We start from the raw sequence: 22,348 nt of genomic DNA, 5'->3' as shown, positions 1-22,348 counted from the left end.
GCCGTGTCGAGATCAACCAGCGGAATCCGTCCGCCGGAAAGCGCGGACTGCCTGGACGGCGCAGGCCGCAGCGCCCGCGAGGATCATCGCGAGCCACAACACGTGCGCGGTCACCGCTGCGGCGCGCGCGCCGGAAGATGCCTTCGGCGTCTGCGCTCCGTCAATCTGATAGAGACGCAACGTGTCTCCGGTGAACACTGGGTCGAGTCGTGCAACCCGTGCGGGCGGCGAATCACCATCCACGAGCACCCAGCCGACTCCGAGATCGGCGAGCTCCGACGGATCGCCCTCGGTGTCAAGAACTTTCTCGACCTTCACCGCGGCGGCCGACGGCGGGTCGATCTCCTGACCGTCGACGGTGAGTCGTCCGGATTCGACCACCGGCGCGCGCAGCATGCGAGGAGCCGGGTCGAGTGACACCTCATTGGCAAATGCGTACCGGCGCACGGTATTCGACGGCCAGCGGGCAACCGCGCCGGCGTCGGCGGGCACGATCCGCGCGACCGCCGACCACTCCGCCGGGAAGGAGACCGGGCGCACCGCACCGCCGACCCCCCAGGCCAGATCGGGGAGGGGAGCCACCACCAGCAGGATGACTGCAGCAAGCGCAAACCCCGCGGGTACCAGGCGTCGCAGCGCGACGATCACACCTGCGGCGGCAACCGCGAACGCGGGCATCAGGAGCGCCAGGAACTTCTGGCTGTCACGCAGCAGACCCGCGCCCGGCGCAGCGTCGACCACCGCCTCGAGCACAGCGCGACCCGGCCCAAAGCTGCTGAGTACCACAAGGATCACCACCACCAGCGCCAAGACGACCAGCCACCGAAAGACACGGTCTCGCCACACCTGAATAGCCCCGATGGCCACGACCACCAGCAGGCACCCGGTCGCCACCGCCGCCCACCCGACCGTGCGGCTGGTGGGCACCGCGTCGGCGTTCCAGATCCCACCAAGGCCGAGCGCGGTGCCGAGCGGACCGAGCCACGGCTCCGAGCGCAACCCGAACGCGCCGACGCCCGCCGATCCCGTCGTCGTGGCCGCCCCGCCGACCAGCGCCGCCACCAACCACGGTGCGGCACTCCCGATCCAGATGACTACGACCCCCAGCACGGAACGAGATCGGAAACCGTAAGCCACACAAGCAGTCACCAACACAACGGCCGCCAGCACGGACCCGGTCGGCGTCAACCCGGCCACCGCGACGAGACCCGCGAGCTGACACCAGCGCAGCGCGGACGGTGCAGCCACGAGATCACCGACGCCGACGACGATCCACGCGAGCGCTGCATATCCAACCAACAGACCCCAGTGGCCTTGCAGAAGTCGTTCCGCGACAAATGGATTCCAGAGAGCGATCACCGCAGCGGCGACCGCCCCCACACGTCCCGCCTGCGGCACCAGACGATGGGCGAGCCGTCCGTATCCGACACCGGCAAACACCAGCGCCGACAAGAGAACGGCGACCACGAACCATCCGCCGTCGACCACCCGACTCACGATCGCGACGAGCCAGTCCTGCGGAACCGCGCGAGGCGGCAGGTCGCCGATGCCGAGTGCGGCGTCGGTGGCGTAGGAGCGGGGCGTCGACACCGCGTCGCGGTACAGGAGATGCCGCGGCCCGATCCCGACGAGCGCCCCGAGCAGCGGACCGGCGATCACCGCCGTCAGGCCCGCGCTGACGATGTACAGCACGGGAAGCAGGCGGCCGTTCCTCACGTCGGGCGGCTCAGTAGTGGTAGGTGTCCGACGGCGCGGGCTGGTGCACGGGCTCGTCCTCGTAGTCCGACGCGGTGATGCCGTACGCGCGTGCGAGATCGAGGATCTTGGTGGCCCGGGCGATCCGCGGGAGGTCGGAGCCGTTGCGGATCTCACCACCGTCCCGCTCGAACTCCGCGAAGAACTCTTTGGCCCAACTGATTTCGTCTTGCGACGGCGACAGACCGTCGTTCACGGGCGCGCACTGGTCTGGTGAGAGGCAGATCTTGCCGGTCATGCCGAACTCCGCACTGACTGCCGTGGCCTCGCTCAGCTTGAGGGCACTCGACCCCACCGTCGGGCCGTCGATGGCGCTCGGCAGGTGAGCCGCCTTGGCGGCGATGGTGAATCGTGATCGGGTGTAGGCGAGGGTCGCCGGATCGTCGCCGAAGCCGGTGTCGCGCCGGAAGTCGCCGATGCCGAAGGCCAGCCGGAAAGTTCCCTTGGCCGCGGCGATCTCGCTGATCCTCTCGAGTCCACGTGCGGTCTCCACGAGCGCGACGATGGGGACATCCGGCAGGCGCTTGGCGGTCTCGGTGACGTGGTCGACGGACTCCACCATCGCCAGCATCACACCGCCCAGCGCGGTCGTCGACAGCGCCTCGAGGTCGTCGGCCCACCACGGTGTGCCGAAACCGTTGATGCGTACCCATTCGCCTGCGCCGGCGCCGGGAGCGGAGCGAGCGGGCCGACTGTCACCGGCGCCGGGAGCGTCTTTGGGGCCGAGCCAGCGGACGACGTTGTCGCGGGCGGCAACTTTGTCCTTGGGTGCGACGGCATCCTCGATGTCGAGCACCACGATGTCGGCACGCGACCGTGAGGCCGCCTCGAACTTGCCGTAATGGGCGCCGTTCACCAGCAGCCAGCTGCGGGCCAGCACCGGGTCGATGCGGAACCCGGCGTCTGAAGTATCGGACTCGTAGGTCGTGGTCTCGTCGTACATCCGATTCTCTCGAAAGTAGGAATGCGTGGTCGCGTGCCGCTCCATCGTTCCCGATGCCGTGTGGTCGGTGCAAAGCACCTCCGTGCAGGTGGGCCACACTGGGTGGCGTGAAACACCCGGCGTCCGGCTCGCAGCGCGGTTCGACGGTCAATGCCGTCGGTGCCGTGGCGATCGGTTCGATGGTCGCCAACGTGTGCATGTACCTGGTTCACCTGCTCGCCGGTGGCCGGTTCCTCACCACCGACGAGTACGGCGAGTTCGCGGTCCTGCTCTCGGCGATGCTCGTGCTCGGTGTACCCGCGCTCGCGTTGCAGGCGGTCATCGCCCGGGAGGTTGTCCTCGGCCGCTCCGAGCGTCGTCTGCGCACGGTCACCGTGCAGACCACTGCTTTGGTTGTCGTTCTCGCTGCGGTTGCCGTTCCGGTGGTGGCTGCGTTGGCGCGCGCGTCCATCGCGACCACAGCGGCTGCGCTCAGTGCCGCGCCGCTGCTGGCGCTGATCGCGGCCGGTCAGGGGATGGTGCAGGGTCGACGCGAGTTCCGGGCGTTGGCGTGGCTGCTCGGTGTGGTCGGGATATTGCGTGCGTTGCCGGTGATCGGGGTGCTCGCGCTCGGGGCGGGCCCGGCCGGGGCACTGCTCGCGGGCACGATAGGCGCCGGGGCGTCGGTGGCGGTGGTTTGGCTCGGCGTGTGGATGACCCGCGTCGACCGTCTACATCCACGCAGTGAGCCGACGACATCCCTGGACGCACGCAGTGTGCTGCGCGCCTCCCAGGTGCAGTTGGTGCTGATCGTCGCGTCGTCGATCGATCTGCTGCTGTCGCGTACGGCGCTCGGCGCGGACGACGCGGGTGTGTACGCGCTCGGGGCCATCGCGACCAAGGTTGCCTTCTGGCTGCCGCAGGCGATCGGCGTGGTCTTCTATCCGCGTCTCGCCGACCCCGCACAGTCGGGCGACTCACTGCGACAGGCGGTCACCGTGGTGGCCGGTATCGGAGTTGTCCTCACCGTCGCCGCCGGCCTGGCCGGACCGCTGGTCCCGCTGGTGGTCGGCGACGACTATCGCGCTCTCGTACCCATCCTGTGGCTGTTCGCGTACACGGGGGCGGTGTTGTCGGTCCTGCAGGTCACGCTGCTGTCGGCGATTGCGCGTGACCACACCCTGGTCGCTCTGCTGACGTGGGCGGTGGTGGCCGCCGAAGTGGTGGTGATCGTCACCGTCGTCGGGTCGATCGTCACCTTGGCGGCAACGGCGGCGATTGCCGGGACCGTCGCGGCCACGGCGACCGCCGTCTACGTGCTCAGTTCGCGGTCTTCGACAGCCGCCGTCGAATCCTCTCCGGCAGCCGAGCCGGATTGAGCAACAGCAGCCCGACGATCAGCAGGACCACACCGAGGACACCCGTCACGATCGGCACCAGCCGTCCCCAGATCACCACCGGGTTGGCCAGGTCCGACGACCGTGCGGTCATCTCGGTGCGGGTCCGCTCGTCGTAGCGGAACGTCGCGCGCAGGTAAGGGAGCGCGAAATCCGTTGGGACACCGGCTGTCCGGCCGTCGAACCGGTACGACTCGTCGATCCTGATGTGTTGGTCGACGATCAGGCCGGTGCGGGTGTCGACCGACAGTTCCCACTCGGAACGGTGGTGCAGCGTCGCGGTGAGTTGACGGGCCGGGTCGCCGCCGACCCCGAACCACGACGCGGGCCGGGTGATGAGGGTCGGCCGGTTGGTGGTGGCCGCGCCCGGCACGGTGTTGAGGTCGGTGTCGGGGACGAGTGCGGTGAATCGTGCGACGTCGTGCCCGGACACCTGGCCGTCGCCGATGTAGCGCAGAGGCACGGTGCGACGCGTGGTGACGTCGAAGAAGGCGTGATCGGAGGTGCTGACGTCGAACGACATCAGGTAGGTGAAGCCGCGTCGATCCGGTGCGGGCACCGGCGCCGACTGGTTGTCGTATTGGATCTCCGAACTGCCGCCCCCGGCCAGATCCGGTAGAGCGCTCTCGCGATTGAGGGTCACCCGATCACGCACCGCCCCGACCGTCGGATCGGTACAGCTGGGTCGATCGCCGGCCGGGGTGCTGCCCGGACGCGGCAGCGCCGGATCGACCTGTTTACCGTCGATCAGCAGATGGTCGGCCTGGATGGAGGTGCCGGCCTGCACCGTGACGCGCCGCCGGTCCGACGGCTGGACCGCCACCACACGCTGCTGACGCACGAGCTCCGCGCCGACGGTGCGCGCGGTCGGGGTGTTCAGCGAGCAGACGTCGAGGATCGTCGCGTCGGGCTCGTTCGCGAGAGTCGGGTCGGTGGTGGTCGCGACGGTTGTGAAGTCGGTACTCAGCGGGATCAGGCGCAGTTGATCGGCCAACAGCGTCGGCAGCGCGATCGTCACCGCGACCAGGAATCCCCCGAGGAACAGCAGGGTCGGACCGATCAGATCAGCGGTGGAGAATCGGTGCCGCGACATAGGCGAGAGGGTACGCGGCTACCCTGTCAGGAGCATGACCAGCACCGACACCCACTCCAGTACAGTCGCGCCGCCCGCGCGACGGTTCTATCCGCAGCTGGAGGGGATGCGTGCGATCGCGGCACTCGGGGTCCTGACCACCCACGTCGCCTTCCAGACCCGCGCCGTGCAGATCCCCGTACTCGGCCCGGTGCTCGGACGACTCGACCTCGCAGTCGCCCTGTTCTTCGCCCTCTCCGGCTTCCTCCTCTGGCGACCGTGGGTCGACAGCGCACATCGCGACGACGCCGGCCATCCGCCGATCCGACGCTATCTGCGTCACCGGTTCGTGCGGATCTGGCCGGCCTACGTCGTCGTGGTGGTCGTCGTGTTGCTCCTGCTGCCCGACGCGCAGGGCGCCGACGCCACGGTCTGGTCGGCCAACCTCACCCTGACCCAGGTGTTTGTGCCGCTGTCGTTGACGGCCGGACTCACACAGATGTGGAGTCTGTCGGTGGAGGTCGCGTTCTACGCGATCTTGCCGATCATCGGGCTCGCGTTGTTGCGCCTGAGAGGACGCCGCCGGGACTGGCGGATCCCGGCCCTGGCAGTGCTCGGGTTGGTCAGTCTCGCCTGGGCCTGGCCGGCCATGGCACTGCCGCTGCCCGCCGGCGTGGAGCCGAAGAACTGGGTCATCGGACACCTGCCGTGGTTCCTCGCCGGACTCGTGCTCGCCGAGGTGGCCGGTGCCATCGAACGCGGCCACGCGCCACGGTGGATCGAACGAGTCGCCTCGATCAGCGCACGACGACGGCTGATGTTCGGCGTCCTCGTGGTGGCCTACGCGCTCGCATGCACACCACTGGCCGGACCGACCGGACTGGGCGCGCTCACCAACCTGCAGTTCGCGACGAAGATGGTGCTCGGAGCGCTGTGCGGATACGCGCTGCTGGCGCCGCTCGTGTGTTCGGCAGGGCCGTTCCGCATCCTGACCTCGCCGGTGATGCTCGCCCTGGGACGCTGGTCCTACGGGATCTTCATCTGGCACCTCGCGGTTCTCGCGGTGGTGTTCGGACTGTTCGGCATCGTCCCGTTCAGCGGCGACACGCTGTTGGTCTGGTCCATCACCGTCGTCCTCACGATCGGTGTTGCGGCAGCGAGTTACGCCTTTGTCGAAGAACCGGCCCGACGCTGGTTGCGCAGGCAGGAGAGCGGCGTCTCGTCGTCGGAGAGATCCGGTTCGACGACCGACCACACCGCCGCCCAGGCGGCGAGCAGCACCGCGATCAGCGCAGGCAACTGAACCCACCACGCAAACCCGTTGTAGCCGTTGGGCGAATGCCATGGTCCGGCGGCGAGGCCGACGGTGGTCAGCATCATCGACACGAAACACAGCACGACCGTTGTGCGCGGTCGCAGGACGGCAGCGAGCGCACCCACCCCGATCCCGAACGCCAGACCCCACCAACCCGACAGCAACCACGACATCGACAGTGTCGCAACACCTGCAGACGCCAAGAATCCCGCTCCCTGAGGTGCGAGGAGCGCTAGCGACGAGCCTCGTAGGGCCTGGTGAGACGGCAGTGTCCTCTCACCAGGGCTTCGAGGCTCGCAGGCTCGCACCTCAGCCGGCGGCAGGGGCCAGCACGCCGCGATGAGCAACGCGCCGACCAATATCAGGCCGATGACGAGCGCCCATCGGTACAGCGAATCGAAGCGGTAGGTGAGCTGGACGGTTCCCGAGGCACCCGCGGGGATCACCCACCCCTGCTGCCAACCGTTGACGACGATCGGGGTCAGCTCGTTGTCCCCCAGGCGGGCCTGCCAACCGGCGTTGGTGCTCTCGGGGATCACCAGTACGCGTTGGTGCGCAACGCCATTCACCGTCACCGACCGGTCGACCGCGGACCAGTCCCGAACCGCAGCCGGTTCGGTCTGTGAAACTCTTGTCGTCGAACCAGACTGCAGAACAACGGAATCCACAGTGAACGCCCCACCAGGATTGACCGACAACTCCTGCTCGCCGGCGCCCAGCGCGATCGGCGCACTCGAGCAGGGTCGCGCCACCACCGGTTCGCCGTTGCGCAATGCGTCGGCGGTGGTCTGCACCGACAGTCCGATGACCTGTCCCGACACCGTCATTCCGATGCCTCGGTCACAGCCGATGTCGATCGCGCGATCCGCCGGCGGCACGGACGTCCGCGAGTTGATCTCGATCTCGGCGATCCCTGGTGGCGCCTGCGTGGCGAAGCCGAGGCTGTTCACCTCGATGAGGTCACGCTGGCGCAGGACGGTGATCGTGATCCGATCGGTGTCGGCCGGGTCGAGGCGGACGACGCCGCCGGCCCCGACGTCCCGGATCTGCGGACCGGTGCCCAGATCGACAGCCACGCGGGTCGGGGCGGACGGATAGCCCTGCGGCGCAACGATTCGCAGGGACTCGACGCGCTGCCGTGCGGGGAGTCCGAGGGTGAGCCGCGGCTCGGTGGAATCCCGATCGGCTTTCGGTGGGCGCTCGCCCTTCTTACGTTCCTTCGCAGGTTCGGGTGCCGTCCACACCGTCGACGGGTCGCCGTCGACGGCCGCGCTCGGTCCGCCGCGCGGGTCGGTGACGGCCGACGGTCCGGTCGCCACGATCTGGCCGGCCGACCACAGGAGCGCGTTGAGTGTGTCGCCGGGGCGGGGGCGTAACACCACCGCGGGGGTGACCGGTGTCGGCTGCGGAACCTGCAGTGCGCGGGTGAAGATGCCCGGGGTCTCGGCGGCGAGTCCCAGCCCCGGGGCGCATCGCGCCACGTCGGCGGCCGGGTCGGCCACGCACGACGCCCGGCCACTCAGCTCCTGGGTCAGCAGCCATTGTGCGACAGTGGTGTTCGGCGCCAGCGGCGGGAGTGTCACCCGGTGTCGGATGGTGATCGGCAATCCGGACCGAAGGTCGCGCACCGACACCTCACCGAGCGCGAACTGGTTGCCGGCCGAGCCGTTCGCGGTTTGCAGCGCCCGGATCTGCACCCACCGGGTCGGTCCGCTGGGGGCCGTCACGGTCACGGGCTCGCCGGGTTTCAGGCCCGACGCGACGGTACTGCCCGCCTCGGTGGCCACCACCACGCTGCTGACGTCGGGACCCAAGGCCTTTGCGGTGGTGATCCTCAGCGTGAGATCGGACTGCGGGCGCGTGAACGACAGACGCATCCACTGTCCGACGGCAGACTGCAATCCCGCACTGACCCAAGCGGTTTGCGGATCTCCGTCGAAGACTGCGGCCGCCGAGTTCGCCGGAGACGTCTGTCCCGGTTGGGTCGCGTCGGCCGCCGACCCGGACACGCCGACCCGTACCTCACCGGACCGGTTGTCCAACAACCACTCTCCGGAGACGAGCGACTGCCCCTCGACCGGGTAGTCGGGAACCGCGTTGTAGGTCCGACGCGGATCGCCCGCCGAGCGGATAAACGAAGTGTGGTCGTCGACGCGCCCGAAGTCGGTTTCGCGATCGGCTGGTGAATCGGTGACGATCACCGGCGCGTCCGGGAGGCCGGCGCGGCGTGCGTCGGCGGCCAACAGCGAGGGGCCGAGTGGCGGCAGTCCCAGTCGGGTGCGCGCGTCGTCCAGTTGTGCCAACGACTCCGGGCCGCCGGCCACCCGGGCCATGCCGTCGGTGTCGACCAGGATCGGACCTGTGCCAGGGAATCCGGTCGCCGCCACCTCGAAGATCTGGATGGCAGGCATTTTCGGCCTGAGTCCGTTGTCGCGCACCACGTCACGTAGCTCGGGTGCCCCGACGTCGGGTCCGAAGACGGCCACTCGGCGGATCCCGGGGGAACCGGTCAGCGCGTGCTGCGCGAGTAACGGTCGTGCCGAGCGTGACGTGTCCGGTGCGAGATCGGCACGCAACACCACATATCGGATGCCTTGCTGCGCGAGCGTCGGGGCAAGCCCCGGCGAGGCCCGACCATTCGCGATGGCGCGCTGCACCGAATCCATCGCCCGGATCGCCGACGGCGGTGTCAGCGGGATGGCGTCGCGTACGGCCCAGGGAGTGTCGCCGAGTGGTTGCATGGGTTCGTCGCGGGTGAGTCCCCAGAGTTGGTCGGCGAACGGCGCTCCGGGAACGACCAGCGCACGCGCGGGTGCTTGCCGGGCCGAATCCGGTTGGGCTGCATGGGTCGACAACCACGTCGCGGTCTGCTGCCAGTAGCCGGGGATCTCGCGATACGCACCCGCCGGGGCCAGCTGACCCGTCCACATCAGCGAACCCGCACCGATGAGCGCGACCACCACCACCACCGTCGCCGCGACCGGACGCGACCGCTGCGGATGCGCGAAGGCGGACAGCGACTCCCGGACAATCACGGTCCCCGGCAGTGGGACGCGGGCGAGCAGATGGGCCACACCGAGCACGAGGGGAAGGCGCACAAAGGGTTCGAATTTGTGGATGTTGCGCAGCGGTGCGCCCGCGCCGTCGAGGAAGGCGCGAACGTCGTCGGCGATCGGTGAGCCGAGCTGCCCGGCGAACCCGACACACATCAGCACCAGGCCGAGTGCCACGAGCGCGACCATGCGTGACCGGAATGGCATGTGGCGCATGCACAGTCCGGCCAGTCCGGCCGCAGCGAGGGTGCCCGTCGCGAGCACCGCGGCGGGTTGGGTCACCAGCACGGCGCCCGCAACACGTTCCGATGACACGAACGGAGTCCACGAGCTCGTGCCGCGGAGCACCTCGGTGAGCGACGTCCACTGTGTGGTCACGCCGGACGACTCGATGAAGTCCAAGAACGGTGGGCTCACCCTGGACAGGATCAGCAGCGGCACCACCCACCAGGCGCAGGCGAGCAGCAGTCCGACCGCCCACCACAGACCGAAGCGCAGCATGCGGCGGCCGGGCCGGTGCATCAGCCACCACACCATCGCCACACCGAGCGCCGCCAACGTGGCCACCGCGTTCACCGCACCCATCAACGCCACCGGGACCGCGGACCGCAGCGCCTCCTGCCACACCGGCCGGATGCCCCCACCGCCATCCAGCACTCGCACCATCGGCACCAGCACCCACGGCGCGAGCATCATCGGCAGCGTTTCCGACGAGATCGACCCCAGCGTGGTGAGCACGCGCGGGCTGAGCGCGAAGATGGCGCCGGCGATGATCCGCGATGCGGGTGATCCGACGCGCAGCGCTTCCGCAAGACGCACCACCCCGACGAATCCGATCGTCAGCAGCAGCGCCCACCACAGGCGCTGCGTGATCCAGGGCGGCAGGTGTGCGAACTCCCCGAGAGCGAAGAATGCGCCGTGCGGAAAGAAATAGCCGTAGGCCTGGTTCTGCACCTGCCCCATCGGGGCGTCGGGCGACCACAGGTGAGCCGCCCGGGTCAGGAATCCGATCGGGTTGGCGGTGAGGTCGAGCTTGGTGTCGGCGGCGATCTGTCCGGGCGATTGCAGCAGACAGATCAGGAGTGCGAGGAAACCGGCGATTCCGACGCCCCGGACCGAGAGCCGTCCGGTCGTCCCAGCGATGCGAGACTCAGTTGTTCTCGCCGGCGCCGCCACGTGACCCGTAGTCGACAGAACCCTGCACGAATCCGTTGTTCGGGTTGATGCGGTTGAGGTCGGTCGACGGGCTGGTCTCGGCCGCCAGCAGCCCACCGAGGAACACCGCACCGACGCCGACCACGATGCCCGAGACCGCAGCGACGGCTCCGGCGATGAGGTACCTGGTACGGGAGGAGTTCATGGCGACGAAACTACCATCGCCGCTCGACAGAACTCATCGACGGGCGCGAACCCTGCGCAGCGCGCCCTCCCAGGCGAGTGCCGTCGCCGAACCGATGATCGCGGGTTTGAGCGAGTCCCGGGACAGCAGTGCGGTGGTGCGAGCCACCGTCGACGCCGATGCCTTGCTGCGATGGCCCGAGTCGTAGGGCGGCTGCGGGTCGTACTCGATGAACAGCTGGATCGCTCGCGCTCGGTTGTCGCCGGCCACCTTACCGACCAGCCACAAGGCCAAGTCGATGCCCGCGGACACACCGGCAGCGGTGACGATGGAACTGTCGTCGTCGGCGCGGACGATGCGCTCATCGGAGACCGCGGTGACGCCATAGAGCGACAGGCCGGCCAGCGACGACCAGTGGGTGGTCGCGCGTTTGCCCTCGAGCAGGCCGGCCGCGGCCAACACGATCGATCCGGTACACACCGACGTCGTCCACGTCGCGGTCGTGTGCGCCTCACGAAGCCATCTCAGCAGGCGCTCGTCCCGTGCGGCCTGTGCAAACCCCGGTCCGCCGGGCACCAGCACGATGTCGGGGTGCGGCGTCTCGGACAACGAATGCGTCGCGCCGACCACCAGAACCCCCGAGTCGGCCGTGATCGGACCCGGTTCGTGCCACACGAACCGGACCTCCGCGTCGGGCAGGCCGCGCAGCACCTCGTACGGTCCGACGAAATCCAGTGCCGTGAACTGCGGGTAGACGACGATGGCGATCTGGGTCATGGGGCAACTCCTGCTCGGTTGTCGGCGGATGCGGTGCGGGACGTGCGTCGGTACTGGTCGGGTGGGATACCCAGGCGTCGGACGAACACCCGTCGCATCGTTTCCGCCGATCCGAATCCGCTGCGCGCGGCGACCGCACTGGTCGTGTCGTCGGACTCCTCGAGATGACGGCGCGCGGTGTCGGTGCGGATGCGCTCGACGTAGGCGCCCGGTGACTCGCCCACCTCGTCGGTGAACACCCGGGTGAAGTGGCGAGGACTCATGGCCGCGCGGGTCGCGAGGTCGGCGATGCGGTGCGGGGCTCCCGGATCGTGTTCGATCGCTTCCTGGACGTCGCGGATGGGCCGACGCTTGGCCCGGGGCATCCAGATCGGTGGGGCGAACTGCGACTGACCGCCGGGCCTGCGCAGGTGCAGCACGAGGTGCCGGGCAACGATCTGGGCGATCTCGGTGCCGTGGTCGTCCTCGACGAGGGCGAGCGCGAGGTCGATCCCCGCGGTGACGCCGGCCGCGGTCCACACCCGATCCGAACTGCGGATGAAGATCGGATCCGCGTCGACGTTGATGGCGGGGTACTCGTCGGCGAGGAATTGGGCCGCCGACCAGTGCGTGGTTGCCCGCACGCCGTCGAGCAGGCCGCACTCGGCGGCGAAAAACGCACCCGTGCAGATGGTGATCACCCGTCGCGCGCCCTCGGCGGCCCCGCGCAGCCAATCGGCCGTCTCGGCACGGCGTCGGGCGTCGAAGACCCCCATGCCGCCGGGTAACACCAGCGTGTCGATCGGAGCGCCGGCGTCCGGCAACGGATGGGCGACGAACTGGAGTCCCAACCCGCTCGACACCGGCTGCCCGCCCTCCGACACGAGGGTCACCGTGTATCCCTCGTCGGGGTATCCCTGACCGTGCAGCGCCACCGACGCGGTGGTGAAGACGTCGACCGGCCCGGTGATGTCGAGGGGCTGCACGCCGTGGAAGCCGAACACCACCACGGATCGGGTCATACGTACATGATTTCGGACGGATCGTCGTGGCGTCTAGGCCATGGACCCCACAGATCAGGACATCGCACCCTTCCGGCCGCCGATCTCAGGATGAGACACCCCTGCCCGGGCGCCACGGTTAGCGTCGGCCAAGGGGACTCGAACGGAGGCGGCAATGAAGGCGCTGGTGTACCACGGACCCGGGAAGAAGAGCTGGGAGACGGTGCCCGATCCCGTGCTCGACGCTCCGACCGACGCGATCGTGCGGGTCCAGACCACTACGATCTGCGGAACCGATTTGCACATCCTCAAAGGTGACGTGCCCGCGGTGACCGACGGTCGCATCCTCGGTCACGAGGGCGTCGGCGTGGTCACCGAGGTCGGCGAGGGGTGCGAGAAGGTGAAGGTCGGCGACCGGGTGATCATCTCGTGCATCACCAAGTGCGGTACCTGCGACTACTGCAAGGCCGGGCTGACGTCGCACTGCCAGACCGTCGGCGGCATCGGGTGGATCTTCGGACACCTCATCGACGGCACCCAGGCCGAATACGTGCGCGTCCCGTTCGCCGACAACGGACTCATCCCGCTGCCCGACGGTGTGACGCCGGAGCAGGGTGCGATGCTCAGCGACATCCTGCCCACCGGCTACGAGATCGGTGTGCTCAGTGGCGCGGTCAAGGAGGGGGACACGGTCGCGATCGTCGGCGTCGGACCGGTCGGATTGGCCGCGGTCATGACCGCCAAGGCGGTCGGAGCGTCGAAGGTGATCGCGGTCGACGGCAACAAGTTCCGGCTCGAACAGGCCCGCGAGTTCGGGGCCACCGACACCATCGATGTCGGCGCAGGCGGCGACGTCGTCGAGCAACTGAAGGGCTTGAGCCGAGACGGCCTCGGGGTCGACGTCGCGATCGAGGCCGTCGGATTGCCGGGGACGTTCCTCACGGCACTCGGGAGTGTGCGGCCCGGTGGACATGTCGCGAACGTCGGCGTGCACGGTGAGGGCGTCGAGTTCCCGATCGAACGTGACTGGATCAACAACCTGACCATCACCACCGGGCTCGTCAACGCGACGACCGCGCCGGAACTGCTCGATCAGACCCGCGACGGGACGATCGCGCCGGAACGCTTCGTCACCCATCGGTTCGGCTTCGACCAGTTCGACGAGGCGTACGACACGTTCGCGAATGCGGCCGACGAACACGCGCTGAAAGTGATCATCAGCGCTGTGTGATCACCCGGTGTGGTGTGCCTACAGCGTGACCGGCGGTTGCTTCTCGCACTTGGCGGGCACGATGAACACCGGCCGGGAGCAGTGTTTGAGGACGCGCTCGGCGACGCTGGAGCGCAGCAGCGCCTTCAGACCCGATGCGCCTCGGGTGCCGGTGACCAGCAGGTCGACGTCGAGCGCGTCAGCCGCCGCAACCAGCGCACCCCACACCGTCGACTCGACCTCGACGAGCGAACCCCGCGCGGTGAGACCGCACTGGGTGGCGAGTTCCACCCCGCGGGCGTTGATGCTCTCCGCTTCGGACTGGAGTGCTTGGTCGACGCCGGTGTCGAGCTGGGTGTCGATGAACGGTTGCATGCCACCGGACAGGGTCGAGAGGCGAGCGGGTGACATGCTGCCCGGCTGCCAGGCGGTGACGACATATGCGGTGTCGGCGCGCAGGAAGGTTCCGGCGTACCGGATGGCGCGGTCGGCGTTGGGCGACCCGTCGTAGGCGATCATCAGAACCTGGTGAGTTCGAGATCCGTTGGCCTCGGCGGGCACTGTGCCAGGGTCCGTCTGACCGCCACCGGGGGCTGGCTCGGACCTGTTCGGAATGGACCCCACGTCCATTCGTCCAGGTTACATGCCAGACTCGAGCCATGGGTTCAACTCGCTGCCGCCGCGCGATCCCTCGTTTCCTCGCCCACGGGCTCCTCGTCCTGACGTGCGTCGCCGTTGCGGCGTGCGCCACCGACACCCCTCCCGGGGCTGGCAGTACCACGACGTCGGCGTACGCGATGACGTCCTCCTCGTCCTCGTCGGCCGTGGTGCCCGTTCGCCTTCCCCCGGTAACCGGTTGTGGCGCAGACAAATTGAACTCGATGACGGTGCGCCAGAAGCTGGCGCAGCTGATCACGGTCGGGGTCACCGGTACCGCGGACGCACAGTCGATCGTGAATTCCGAACAGATCGGCGGCATCTTCGTCGGCAGCTGGACCGACAAATCGATCCTCCAAAGTGGCGCGGCCGCCCGGATCTCGCGTACCGCCAAGATCCCGCTGATGGTGACCGTCGACCAAGAGGGGGGTCGGGTGTCGCGGCTGTCGTCGCTGGGCATCGACGGGGTGTCGGCGCGCGAGCTGGCCAAGAAGACCCCCGCGCAGGTGAAGGCCATCGCGACCGAGGTCGGACGCAAACTCAGGAACCTCGGGGTCACCGTCGACTTCGCACCCGTCGTCGACGTCAGCGACGAGTCCGACAACGAGGTGATCGGCGACCGCTCGTTCAGCAACAACCCGGCCACCGTGACGAAGTATGCGGGCGCCTACGCGGCCGGTCTGCAGGCGGCCGGGATCACGCCCGTCTACAAGCATTTCCCTGGTCACGGGCACGGCTCGGGCGACTCACATCTCGGTGTGGTCCGGACCCCGCCGCTGTCGCAACTGCAGACCAGCGACCTCGTCCCCTACCGCACGCTGCTGCAGAATCCGGGCGATGCCGCGGTCATGGTCGGGCACCTGATCGTGCCGGGGCTGACCAACGGGCTGCCGGCGAGCATCAGCCGGCCGGCGATCCAGATGCTGCGCACAGGCGTCGGCTACAACGGCCCACGGTTCAACGGCGTGATCTTCTCCGACGACCTGTCCGGGATGGCCGCCATCAGTGCGCAGTACCCGATCGAGCAGGCGGTCGAGAAGTTCATCCTCGCCGGCGGCGACGTCGCGCTGTGGCTGTCGACCGACCGCGTCGGGTCGGTTCTGGATACCCTGGAGCGTGCAGTGCGGGCCGGTCGTCTGGCTCCTCCCCGGCTCAACGCAAAGGTGCTGCGCATCTTCCGGGCCAAGGGCGTCGTCAACTGCTGAATCCGCCAATAACTTACTCTCCGGTAAGTTATTCGGTATTGTCGGATAGCGTCAGCAGTGGTCGGGGCGCGTTGCGCAGGAGGTGGTCATGTCGGGCGGAACCAAGCGACTTCCCCGGGCGGTACGTGAGCAGCAGATGCTGGATGCTGCGGTGAAGGTGTTTGCGCAGAACGGATTCCGCGAGACCTCGATGGACGCCATCGCGTCCGAGGCGCAGATCAGCAAGCCGATGCTGTACCTGTATTACGGCTCCAAAGAAGAGCTGTTCAGCGCGTGCATCGCCCGCGAGTCGGGACTGTTCATCGACGCCATGAGTGTCGGCTTCGACCCGAATCTGTCGCAGCGCGAACAGGCCCGGACGGTGATCAAGGAGTTCCTGCGGTTCGTGCACGAGCACCGGCAGTCCTGGCGGGTGCTCTATCGTGTCGCGATCGGCACGGCGAGCTTCGCCCAGATCGTCAGCGACAGCCGCCAGCGGGTCACCGAGATGGTCACCCAACTCATCAAGGCCGGCACCACCGTCGAGGGTGCGAGCGACATCGATTTCGAACTCACCGCGGTCGCCCTCGTCGGCGCCTCGGAGGCGGTTGCCGACCGGATCACCGAGGGCGACGTCGACCTCGACACCGCCACCGACCTCCTCGTCGGCATCGTCTGGCGCGGCCTGAAGGGCATCGGCACCGACCGTTCGGCGTGAGGGCTCCCTGAGCCCCCCCCGCGGAGCCGCCCACCCGCTCCCTGAGGTGCGAGCGGAGCGAGCCTCGAAGGGCTGGTGAGACGGCAATGTCATCTCGCCAGCGGCTTCGAGGCTCGCAGGCTCGCACAGCCAGCGGTGGGGGCTTCCAGCTCAGCTCCCCCGCGTCGTTGCCGTCAGGTGCGGAAAACCCTTGCGCCGGTCGCGAATCGAGATGTCGAAATTCCCGGTAACAATTGGCCCGCTCGCTCCGCTCCCGGCGCCGGGACCGTCGATGCGCCGCGTGTAGAGATTCACCTTGGCGGGCAACAGGATCGGCTTTCCGAACCGGACGTCGTAGGTGACCTCGCCGGGCAACTGTGCTTCGACGTTTGCGATTGCCGCTGCGGCACTCCACATTCCGTGGGCGATCGCCTTCGGGAAGCCGAACGCCTTGGCAGGCAGGTTGCCCATGTGGATCGGGTTGCGGTCGCCCGACGCCGCGGCGTACTCGCGGATGCGTCCGAGATCCACCGCCAGGATCGAGTCCGGCGGCGGTGGCGTCGCGGCCTTCGGCTCCGGCCCGCGCGGTTGATCCGACAAGCTGGTCCGCTGCTGCTTGAGGAACGTCGCCGTCTGCGTCGTGACCGGCTCGGTGCCGACGCTGATCTCACTGATGACGTCGACCAGCAGGCCCTTTCGGTGTTCGCGGAGGTTTTCGGCGTGCGTGACGATCGTCAGCGGCTCGTCGACGCCGATCGGCCGACGACGCTCGATGGTGTTCGTCATGTGCACCGAACCGACTGCACCGAAAGGGAATTCGGCCGAGGTCATGAGCTTCATGACGAGCGGGAACTGCAGCACGAAGGGGTACGTCAGCGGCAGGGTCGAGGAGAACCGCTGCCCGGTGGCCCGGCAATATGCTTGCAGCGCATCGGGATCGACGCGGACGTCGGCGAGCCGATAGTGCGTGTCGGGGACCGATGCGTCGGGGGCGACCTTGGCCGGCTTACCGATCACCGGCAGCAGTCCGGTGATGGCCTTGCCGTAGACCTCGCCGGTGCTCGGGGATTGCGAGAGTGTGATGGTCTTCGACATCAGGCACCCAGGAACCCCTGGCCGCACACGCGGACGACGTTGCCGGTCACCGCATTCGACGCCGGATTGGCGAAGTAGGCGACGGTCTCGGCGACGTCGACGGTCTGCCCGCCCTGCTGCAGCGAGCTCATCAGACGGCCGGCTTCGCGAGTGGCCAGCGGGATGGCGGCGGTCATCTTGGTCTCGATGAAGCCGGGTGCCACCGCATTGATGGTGATGCCCTTTTCGGCCAACAGCGGAGCGTAGGCGTCGACCAGTCCGATCACACCGGCCTTGGACGCGCCGTAGTTGGTCTGGCCGCGGTTGCCCGCGATGCCGGCGATCGACGACACGTCCACAACGGCGCCACCGGCACGGATGGCGTCCTTCTCGACGAGGGCGCTGACGAGTTGCTGGGGAGCGATCAGGTTCACCGAGATCACCGCGTTCCAGCGGTCGGCGTCCATGTTGGCGAGCAGCTTGTCGCGGGTGATGCCGGCGTTGTTGACGATGATGTCGATGCCGCCGTGACGCTCCAGGGCATGCTCGGCCAGCTTCGCGCCGGCGTCGGGGGCGCTCACGTCGAGCGGGAAGGAGGTCCCACCGACCTTGTTGGCGGTGTCGGCGAGTGCCTCACCGGCGGCCGGGATATCAGCGCAGATGACGTGCGCGCCGTCGCGCGAGAGAACCTCGGCGATGGTTGCGCCGATGCCGCGGGCCGCGCCGGTCACCACGGCGACCTTGCCCTCGAGCGGCCTGTCCCAGTCGGGGGCGACGGCGTCGCCGGCACCCACCCGGATCACCTGTGCGTCGACGAACGCCGACTTGGCCGACAGGACGAACCGCAGCGTCGACTCCAGGCCGGTGAGACCGGTCTTGGCGTCGGGGGAGACGTAGACGAGCTGGACGGTCGAACCTTTTAGGAGTTCCTTGCCCAGCGAGCGGGTGAAGCCTTCGAGCGCGCGCTGTGCGACCCGCTCGTCGGGGCTGGTGACGAGTTCCGGGGTGGTGCCGATGACGACGAACCGTGCGCACGGCGCGGTCGAGCGCATGAGGGGCTGGAAGAACTCGTACAGCTGGCGCAGATCGGCGGGGGAGGTGATGCCGGTCGCGTCGAAGACCAGGCCGCCGTACTTGTCGGCACTACGGCCGGTGGTGGCGTTCTGGATCAGCGTGTAGTCCGGTGTGGTGAGCATCTCGCGCAGCGGTTCGACGAGCCGGCCGGCACCGCCGAGGATCACCGGTCCGGCCAGTGCGGGCTCCGATGCCTTGAACCGGCGCAGCGCCGGCGGAACCGGCAGACCAGCCTGTTTGGCGATGAAGGCACCCGGTCCGGAGTGGACGAAGCTCGAATACAGGCCAGTGTTTCCGTTGGCGGCCACGTGAATCTCCTCTGATTTGGCTCGGCGGCGCGGGACGCTGCGGTGCAGCATGGGGTGTTGCGACGAGCGCGCTCGGGTGAGCGGCGTTCGACAACGAACTTACTCAAGAGTAAGAATACGCTATAGATACCAAACACCACCCTGGGAGTTCGAAGTGGCTTACACACCCAAGACCCGTTCGCAGCGGCCGGTTGCGATCCTCGGCGGCAACCGCATCCCGTTCGCCCGGCAGGACAAGGCATACGCCAAGGTCAGCAATCAGGAGATGTTCACCGCAGCTCTCGACGGCCTGGTCAGCCGGTTCAACCTGCAGGGCGAGCAGCTCGGCATGGTCGCGGGCGGTGCGGTGCTCAAGCACGCGCGTGATTTCAATCTCATCCGCGAGTCGGTGCTCGGTTCGGCACTCTCGCCCTACACGCCTGCCTTCGACATCCAGCAGGCGTGCGGCACCGGCCTGCAGGCGATCACCACGGTGGCCGACGGCATCGCCCGCGGCCGCTACGAGGTCGCCGTCGGCGGTGGCGTCGACACCACATCGGACGCCCCGATCGCGGTCGGCGAGGGCCTGCGGCGTCAGCTGCTCGAGGTGAACCGCGCCCGCAACACCGCCGACCAGTTGCTCGCTGCGTTGAAGCTGCTGCCGAAACTCGGCATCGAGATCCCGCAGAACGGTGAGCCCCGCACCGGCATGTCGATGGGCGAGCACGCCGCGATCACCGCCAAGGAGTTCGGCATCAAGCGCGCCGACCAGGACGCGCTGGCCGCCGCGAGCCACCAGAAGATGGCCGCCGCCTACGACGCCGGGTTCTTCGACGACCTGATCACCCCGTTCGGCGGACTGATCCGCGACCAGAACCTCCGTGGCGACTCCTCGGTGGAGAAGTTGTCCAAGCTCAAGCCGGTGTTCGGCGTCTCGCTCGGCGACGCGACCATGACGGCGGGCAACTCGACCCCGCTCACCGACGGCGCGTCGACCGTCCTGCTCGCCAGTGACGAGTGGGCCGATGCGAAGGGGCTGGGCGTCCTCGCCTACTTCGTCGACTCCGAGACTGCGGCCGTCGACTACGTGAACGGACCCGACGGGCTGCTGATGGCCCCGACCTACGCCGTCCCGCGTCTGCTCGAGCGCAACGGGCTGACGCTGCAGGACTTCGACTTCTACGAGATCCACGAGGCCTTCGCGTCGGTCGTGCTCGCGACCCTGCAGGCGTGGGAGTCCGACGAGTACTGCAAGGAGCGGCTGGGCCTCGACAACGCGCTCGGGTCAATCGACCGCACCAAGCTGAACGTGAACGGCTCGTCGCTGGCCGCGGGCCACCCGTTCGCCGCGACCGGCGGACGCATCGTGGCGCAGGCCGCCAAGCAGATCAAGGAGAACGGTGGCGGACGCGCCCTCATCTCGATCTGTGCGGCCGGCGGGCAGGGTGTCACGGCGATCATCGAGGGTTAGAGAACCTTCGATCCCGGTTTTGGACACTTCATCGGGGACTGTCGAGACTTCTGACACGAAGTCGTCTCAAATGGCCCGAGATGGAAGGGGAAATTCGTCACAATCTCGGGAAATGTGCCCACAGGGGATGTAACGAAACGAAAAGTAGCGTAGACATACCAGTAGCTCCGGCTGGGCTGTCAGACCCCCGACCCGACAGCTCGGCCGGAGCGCCTGCTTTCTCGGGGGTGAAGCGCAGGCCCTCGGGACTCTTCACTGTCGTCGCCGCCCACTGTGGTCCGCACGACAGTTCATCTCCGCTCGTCGGAAATTATGGTTGGAGTCGTGACTACAGGCGCTCGGAGAACACGCATGGCCACTCGTGTGGCTGTCGTCGTCGTCGCCGTGCTGTGTCTCGTTCTGGCCACCGACGTCGTCCTCACCCGATCTGTCTCGGCCCGTGGCGCGACGATCGCCGGCATCGAGGTGGGCAACCAGGGCGGCAAGGAACTCGAACCGGCGCTGGCCGAGCTCACGCGTCGAGCCGGACAACCGGTGGTCATCGCGACGGACTCGGGATCCGTGGAATTCACCGCCACCGAACTCGGCCTCACCTTCGATGCCGAGGCCACCCGCGACCGTCTGTTGACCCCGCTGCGCAACCCCGTCGTGCGCCTTCTCGGGATCGTCGGTCGGGGCCCGGAGGTCGCGCCGGTCGTCCGACTCGACCGCAAGACGTTCGACGCCGCGCTCGACGCCGAGCGTAGGGTCCTCGAGCGCGCCGCCATCGAGGGCGGGGTGCACTACGCGGGTGCCGAGCCCCGACCCGACCGGCCCACCGCGGGCCTGCGGATCGCACGTGACCGGGCGGCCGACGTACTGATGAGTCGCTGGCTGGACGGAGCACCGGTCCACCTGCCGATGGAGCCGTTCTCGCCCTCGGTCACTTCCGAGGTGGTTGACGCGACCGTCGCCGGAGTCGCGAAACGTGCGACCGCCGGCGAACTGACGGTGACCGGGCGCCGTGACGTGAAGGTCGAGGTGTCGCCGGAGCAACTCGGTTCGATCCTCACGTTTGTCGCCGACGGCCGTGGCGGGTTGGTGCCGCGCGTCGACCCGGGTGTGGCGAAAGGTCTGCTGAACGGCGACCTGGCCCGCTCGCAGAGCATCGCGAAGAATGCGTCGTTCCGGGTCACCGGTGGCGCACCACGGGTGGTCCCGTCGGTCGACGGCGCACGGATCAACTGGACCAAGACCGCCGACGCCATTGCCGCACAAGCGGTGTCGGCTGACGGCGCCCGCACGGTGGCAGCGGTCTACGACGTGGTGCCACCACGCCTCACCACTGCCGGAGCGCGACGCCTCGGGGTGAAGGAGGTGGTGAGCGAATACACCACCGGAGACTTCAGCAGTGCGTCGGGCGAGAACATCCGTCTCGTCGCGGCCGAGGTCGACGGTGCAGTGGTCCTGCCCGGAAAGGTGTTCTCGCTCAACACCTATACGGGTCCGCGAGGCTCTGCCCAGGGCTATGTGACGTCGACGATCATCGACCACGGACGCGCCGCGAAGGCAGTCGGCGGCGGCATCTCGCAGTTCGCGACGACGCTCTACAACGCGGCGTACTTCGCCGGACTCGAGGACGTCGACCACACCGAGCACGCCTACTACATCTCGCGCTATCCGGAGGCGCGGGAGGCGACGGTGTTCGAGGGCGCCATCGACCTGCAGTTCCGCAACAACACCCGACACGGCATCTACATCGAGACGAGTTGGTCGTCCTCGTCGGTGACCGTGCGCATGTGGTCGACAACCACGGTCAAGGTGGAATCGATCACCGGTGAACGCACCGCAATCACTGCGCCCGAACGTGTTTCGGTCCCCAAGGGCGACGACTGCATCGCCAGCAGCGGCAGCAAGGGGTTCACCACGTCGAACACCCGGATCATCCGCGACGCCCGCACCGGCGCCGAGATCTCGCGCCACACCCGCACTGTCCGCTACGCCCCGGAGCCCATCGTCAAGTGCGTGTGAACGGTCGGACCGCCGCGCCCCACGCTGGGTGATGTCGACGCGGTGATTTCCTCGCTGGTTGATCTCGACACGGT

General features: G+C 68.2%; 16 protein-coding genes and 1 pseudogene. 7 read left to right on the top strand and 10 right to left on the bottom strand.

What is annotated here, in order from left to right:
* Positions 1-12: 12 nt before the first annotated feature.
* A complete protein-coding gene (locus tag ACWDTF_RS23830) occupies positions 13-1,716 on the bottom strand; it encodes a hypothetical protein (protein WP_449755175.1) in 1,704 nt (567 codons plus the stop codon).
* A gap of 10 nt (positions 1,717-1,726) precedes the next feature.
* Positions 1,727-2,698 (bottom strand): HpcH/HpaI aldolase/citrate lyase family protein, encoded by a 972-nt coding sequence (locus ACWDTF_RS23825; protein ID WP_449755174.1) that lies wholly within the window; start codon positions 2,696-2,698, stop codon positions 1,727-1,729.
* 179 nt (positions 2,699-2,877) lie between these two features.
* On the opposite strand from ACWDTF_RS23825, the gene ACWDTF_RS23820 reads away from it, so the two are divergent.
* Positions 2,878-4,056: a polysaccharide biosynthesis protein gene (locus ACWDTF_RS23820; protein ID WP_449755176.1), complete on the top strand. Its 1,179-nt coding sequence runs from the start codon at positions 2,878-2,880 to the stop codon at positions 4,054-4,056.
* Here ACWDTF_RS23820 and ACWDTF_RS23815 read toward each other — a convergent pair.
* Positions 3,998-5,167: a DUF3068 domain-containing protein gene (locus ACWDTF_RS23815; protein ID WP_449755173.1), complete on the bottom strand. Its 1,170-nt coding sequence runs from the start codon at positions 5,165-5,167 to the stop codon at positions 3,998-4,000. The genes ACWDTF_RS23820 and ACWDTF_RS23815 overlap by 59 nt on opposite strands.
* 34 nt (positions 5,168-5,201) lie before the next feature.
* On the opposite strand from ACWDTF_RS23815, the gene ACWDTF_RS23810 reads away from it, so the two are divergent.
* Positions 5,202-6,449, top strand: a complete 1,248-nt coding sequence (locus ACWDTF_RS23810) for an acyltransferase family protein (protein ID WP_355278974.1) — start codon at positions 5,202-5,204, stop codon at positions 6,447-6,449.
* Positions 6,450-7,339: 890 nt separating this feature from the next.
* Here the strand turns inward: ACWDTF_RS23810 and ACWDTF_RS23805 are convergent.
* The 4 genes and pseudogenes from ACWDTF_RS23805 to ACWDTF_RS23790 all read right to left on the bottom strand — a co-directional run.
* A pseudogene (locus tag ACWDTF_RS23805) lies at positions 7,340-10,690 on the bottom strand (DUF3367 domain-containing protein); the annotation flags it as partial.
* Entirely contained in the window at positions 10,665-10,874 is a 210-nt protein-coding gene (locus ACWDTF_RS23800; protein WP_240862545.1) for a DUF2613 domain-containing protein, read from the bottom strand. The gene ACWDTF_RS23800 and the pseudogene ACWDTF_RS23805, both read right to left, overlap by 26 nt.
* 33 nt (positions 10,875-10,907) lie before the next feature.
* Positions 10,908-11,630: a DJ-1/PfpI family protein gene (locus tag ACWDTF_RS23795; protein ID WP_240862547.1), complete on the bottom strand. Its 723-nt coding sequence runs from the start codon at positions 11,628-11,630 to the stop codon at positions 10,908-10,910.
* Positions 11,627-12,631: a GlxA family transcriptional regulator gene (locus ACWDTF_RS23790; protein ID WP_449755172.1), complete on the bottom strand. Its 1,005-nt coding sequence runs from the start codon at positions 12,629-12,631 to the stop codon at positions 11,627-11,629. Before ACWDTF_RS23790 ends, ACWDTF_RS23795 begins: the two co-directional genes overlap by 4 nt.
* Before the next feature lie 154 nt (positions 12,632-12,785).
* On the opposite strand from ACWDTF_RS23790, the gene ACWDTF_RS23785 reads away from it, so the two are divergent.
* A complete protein-coding gene (locus ACWDTF_RS23785; RefSeq protein ID WP_433256778.1) occupies positions 12,786-13,841 on the top strand; it encodes a zinc-dependent alcohol dehydrogenase family protein in 1,056 nt (351 codons plus the stop codon).
* An 18-nt stretch (positions 13,842-13,859) separates the two neighbouring features.
* On the opposite strand, the gene ACWDTF_RS23780 is transcribed toward ACWDTF_RS23785, so the two are convergent.
* Complete coding sequence (locus ACWDTF_RS23780) at positions 13,860-14,450, bottom strand: universal stress protein (protein ID WP_374248062.1); 591 nt, start codon at positions 14,448-14,450, stop codon at positions 13,860-13,862.
* Between the two features lie 29 nt (positions 14,451-14,479).
* On the opposite strand from ACWDTF_RS23780, the gene ACWDTF_RS23775 reads away from it, so the two are divergent.
* Positions 14,480-15,682, top strand: a complete 1,203-nt coding sequence (locus ACWDTF_RS23775) for a glycoside hydrolase family 3 N-terminal domain-containing protein (RefSeq protein WP_449755171.1) — start codon at positions 14,480-14,482, stop codon at positions 15,680-15,682.
* A gap of 88 nt (positions 15,683-15,770) precedes the next feature.
* Positions 15,771-16,379: a TetR/AcrR family transcriptional regulator gene (locus ACWDTF_RS23770; protein WP_240862555.1), complete on the top strand. Its 609-nt coding sequence runs from the start codon at positions 15,771-15,773 to the stop codon at positions 16,377-16,379.
* A gap of 150 nt (positions 16,380-16,529) precedes the next feature.
* Here the strand turns inward: ACWDTF_RS23770 and ACWDTF_RS23765 are convergent, their stop codons facing one another.
* Together ACWDTF_RS23765 and ACWDTF_RS23760 are read right to left on the bottom strand one after the other, a co-directional pair.
* On the bottom strand, positions 16,530-17,453 hold the full coding sequence (locus ACWDTF_RS23765) for a MaoC family dehydratase (protein ID WP_240862557.1): 924 nt from the start codon (positions 17,451-17,453) through the stop codon (positions 16,530-16,532).
* Complete coding sequence (locus ACWDTF_RS23760) at positions 17,453-18,814, bottom strand: 3-oxoacyl-ACP reductase (RefSeq protein WP_240862559.1); 1,362 nt, start codon at positions 18,812-18,814, stop codon at positions 17,453-17,455. The genes ACWDTF_RS23765 and ACWDTF_RS23760 overlap by 1 nt, the downstream gene beginning before the upstream one ends.
* Positions 18,815-18,968: 154 nt before the next feature.
* Here ACWDTF_RS23760 and ACWDTF_RS23755 point away from each other — a divergent pair, with 154 nt between their 5' ends.
* Together ACWDTF_RS23755 and ACWDTF_RS23750 are read left to right on the top strand one after the other, a co-directional pair.
* A complete protein-coding gene (locus ACWDTF_RS23755) occupies positions 18,969-20,264 on the top strand; it encodes an acetyl-CoA C-acetyltransferase (RefSeq protein ID WP_449755170.1) in 1,296 nt (431 codons plus the stop codon).
* Positions 20,265-20,615: 351 nt separating this feature from the next.
* Positions 20,616-22,274: a VanW family protein gene (locus tag ACWDTF_RS23750; RefSeq protein WP_449755169.1), complete on the top strand. Its 1,659-nt coding sequence runs from the start codon at positions 20,616-20,618 to the stop codon at positions 22,272-22,274.
* Positions 22,275-22,348 lie beyond the last annotated feature (74 nt).

This window comes from Gordonia sp. NPDC003422 (assembly GCF_053588675.1).
The sequence above is the reverse complement of the archived record's forward strand: the minus strand, read 5'-3'. Positions and strand labels throughout refer to the sequence as shown.

Bases quoted from the DNA above. Each gene is read 5' to 3' on its own strand.
- ACWDTF_RS23770 (WP_240862555.1), top strand. From the start codon at position 15,771: ATGTCGGGCGGAACCAAGCGACTTCCCCGGGCGGTACGTGAGCAGCAG.
- ACWDTF_RS23800 (WP_240862545.1), bottom strand. From the start codon at position 10,874: ATGAACTCCTCCCGTACCAGGTACCTCATCGCCGGAGCCGTCGCTGCG.
- ACWDTF_RS23820 (WP_449755176.1), top strand. From the start codon at position 2,878: ATGGTCGCCAACGTGTGCATGTACCTGGTTCACCTGCTCGCCGGTGGC.
- ACWDTF_RS23790 (WP_449755172.1), bottom strand. From the start codon at position 12,631: ATGACCCGATCCGTGGTGGTGTTCGGCTTCCACGGCGTGCAGCCCCTC.
- ACWDTF_RS23825 (WP_449755174.1), bottom strand. From the start codon at position 2,698: ATGTACGACGAGACCACGACCTACGAGTCCGATACTTCAGACGCCGGG.
- ACWDTF_RS23780 (WP_374248062.1), bottom strand. From the start codon at position 14,450: ATGGACGTGGGGTCCATTCCGAACAGGTCCGAGCCAGCCCCCGGTGGC.
- ACWDTF_RS23810 (WP_355278974.1), top strand. From the start codon at position 5,202: ATGACCAGCACCGACACCCACTCCAGTACAGTCGCGCCGCCCGCGCGA.
- ACWDTF_RS23775 (WP_449755171.1), top strand. From the start codon at position 14,480: ATGGGTTCAACTCGCTGCCGCCGCGCGATCCCTCGTTTCCTCGCCCAC.
- ACWDTF_RS23815 (WP_449755173.1), bottom strand. From the start codon at position 5,167: ATGTCGCGGCACCGATTCTCCACCGCTGATCTGATCGGTCCGACCCTG.
- ACWDTF_RS23785 (WP_433256778.1), top strand. From the start codon at position 12,786: ATGAAGGCGCTGGTGTACCACGGACCCGGGAAGAAGAGCTGGGAGACG.
- ACWDTF_RS23795 (WP_240862547.1), bottom strand. From the start codon at position 11,630: ATGACCCAGATCGCCATCGTCGTCTACCCGCAGTTCACGGCACTGGAT.
- ACWDTF_RS23765 (WP_240862557.1), bottom strand. From the start codon at position 17,453: ATGTCGAAGACCATCACACTCTCGCAATCCCCGAGCACCGGCGAGGTC.
- ACWDTF_RS23750 (WP_449755169.1), top strand. From the start codon at position 20,616: ATGGCCACTCGTGTGGCTGTCGTCGTCGTCGCCGTGCTGTGTCTCGTT.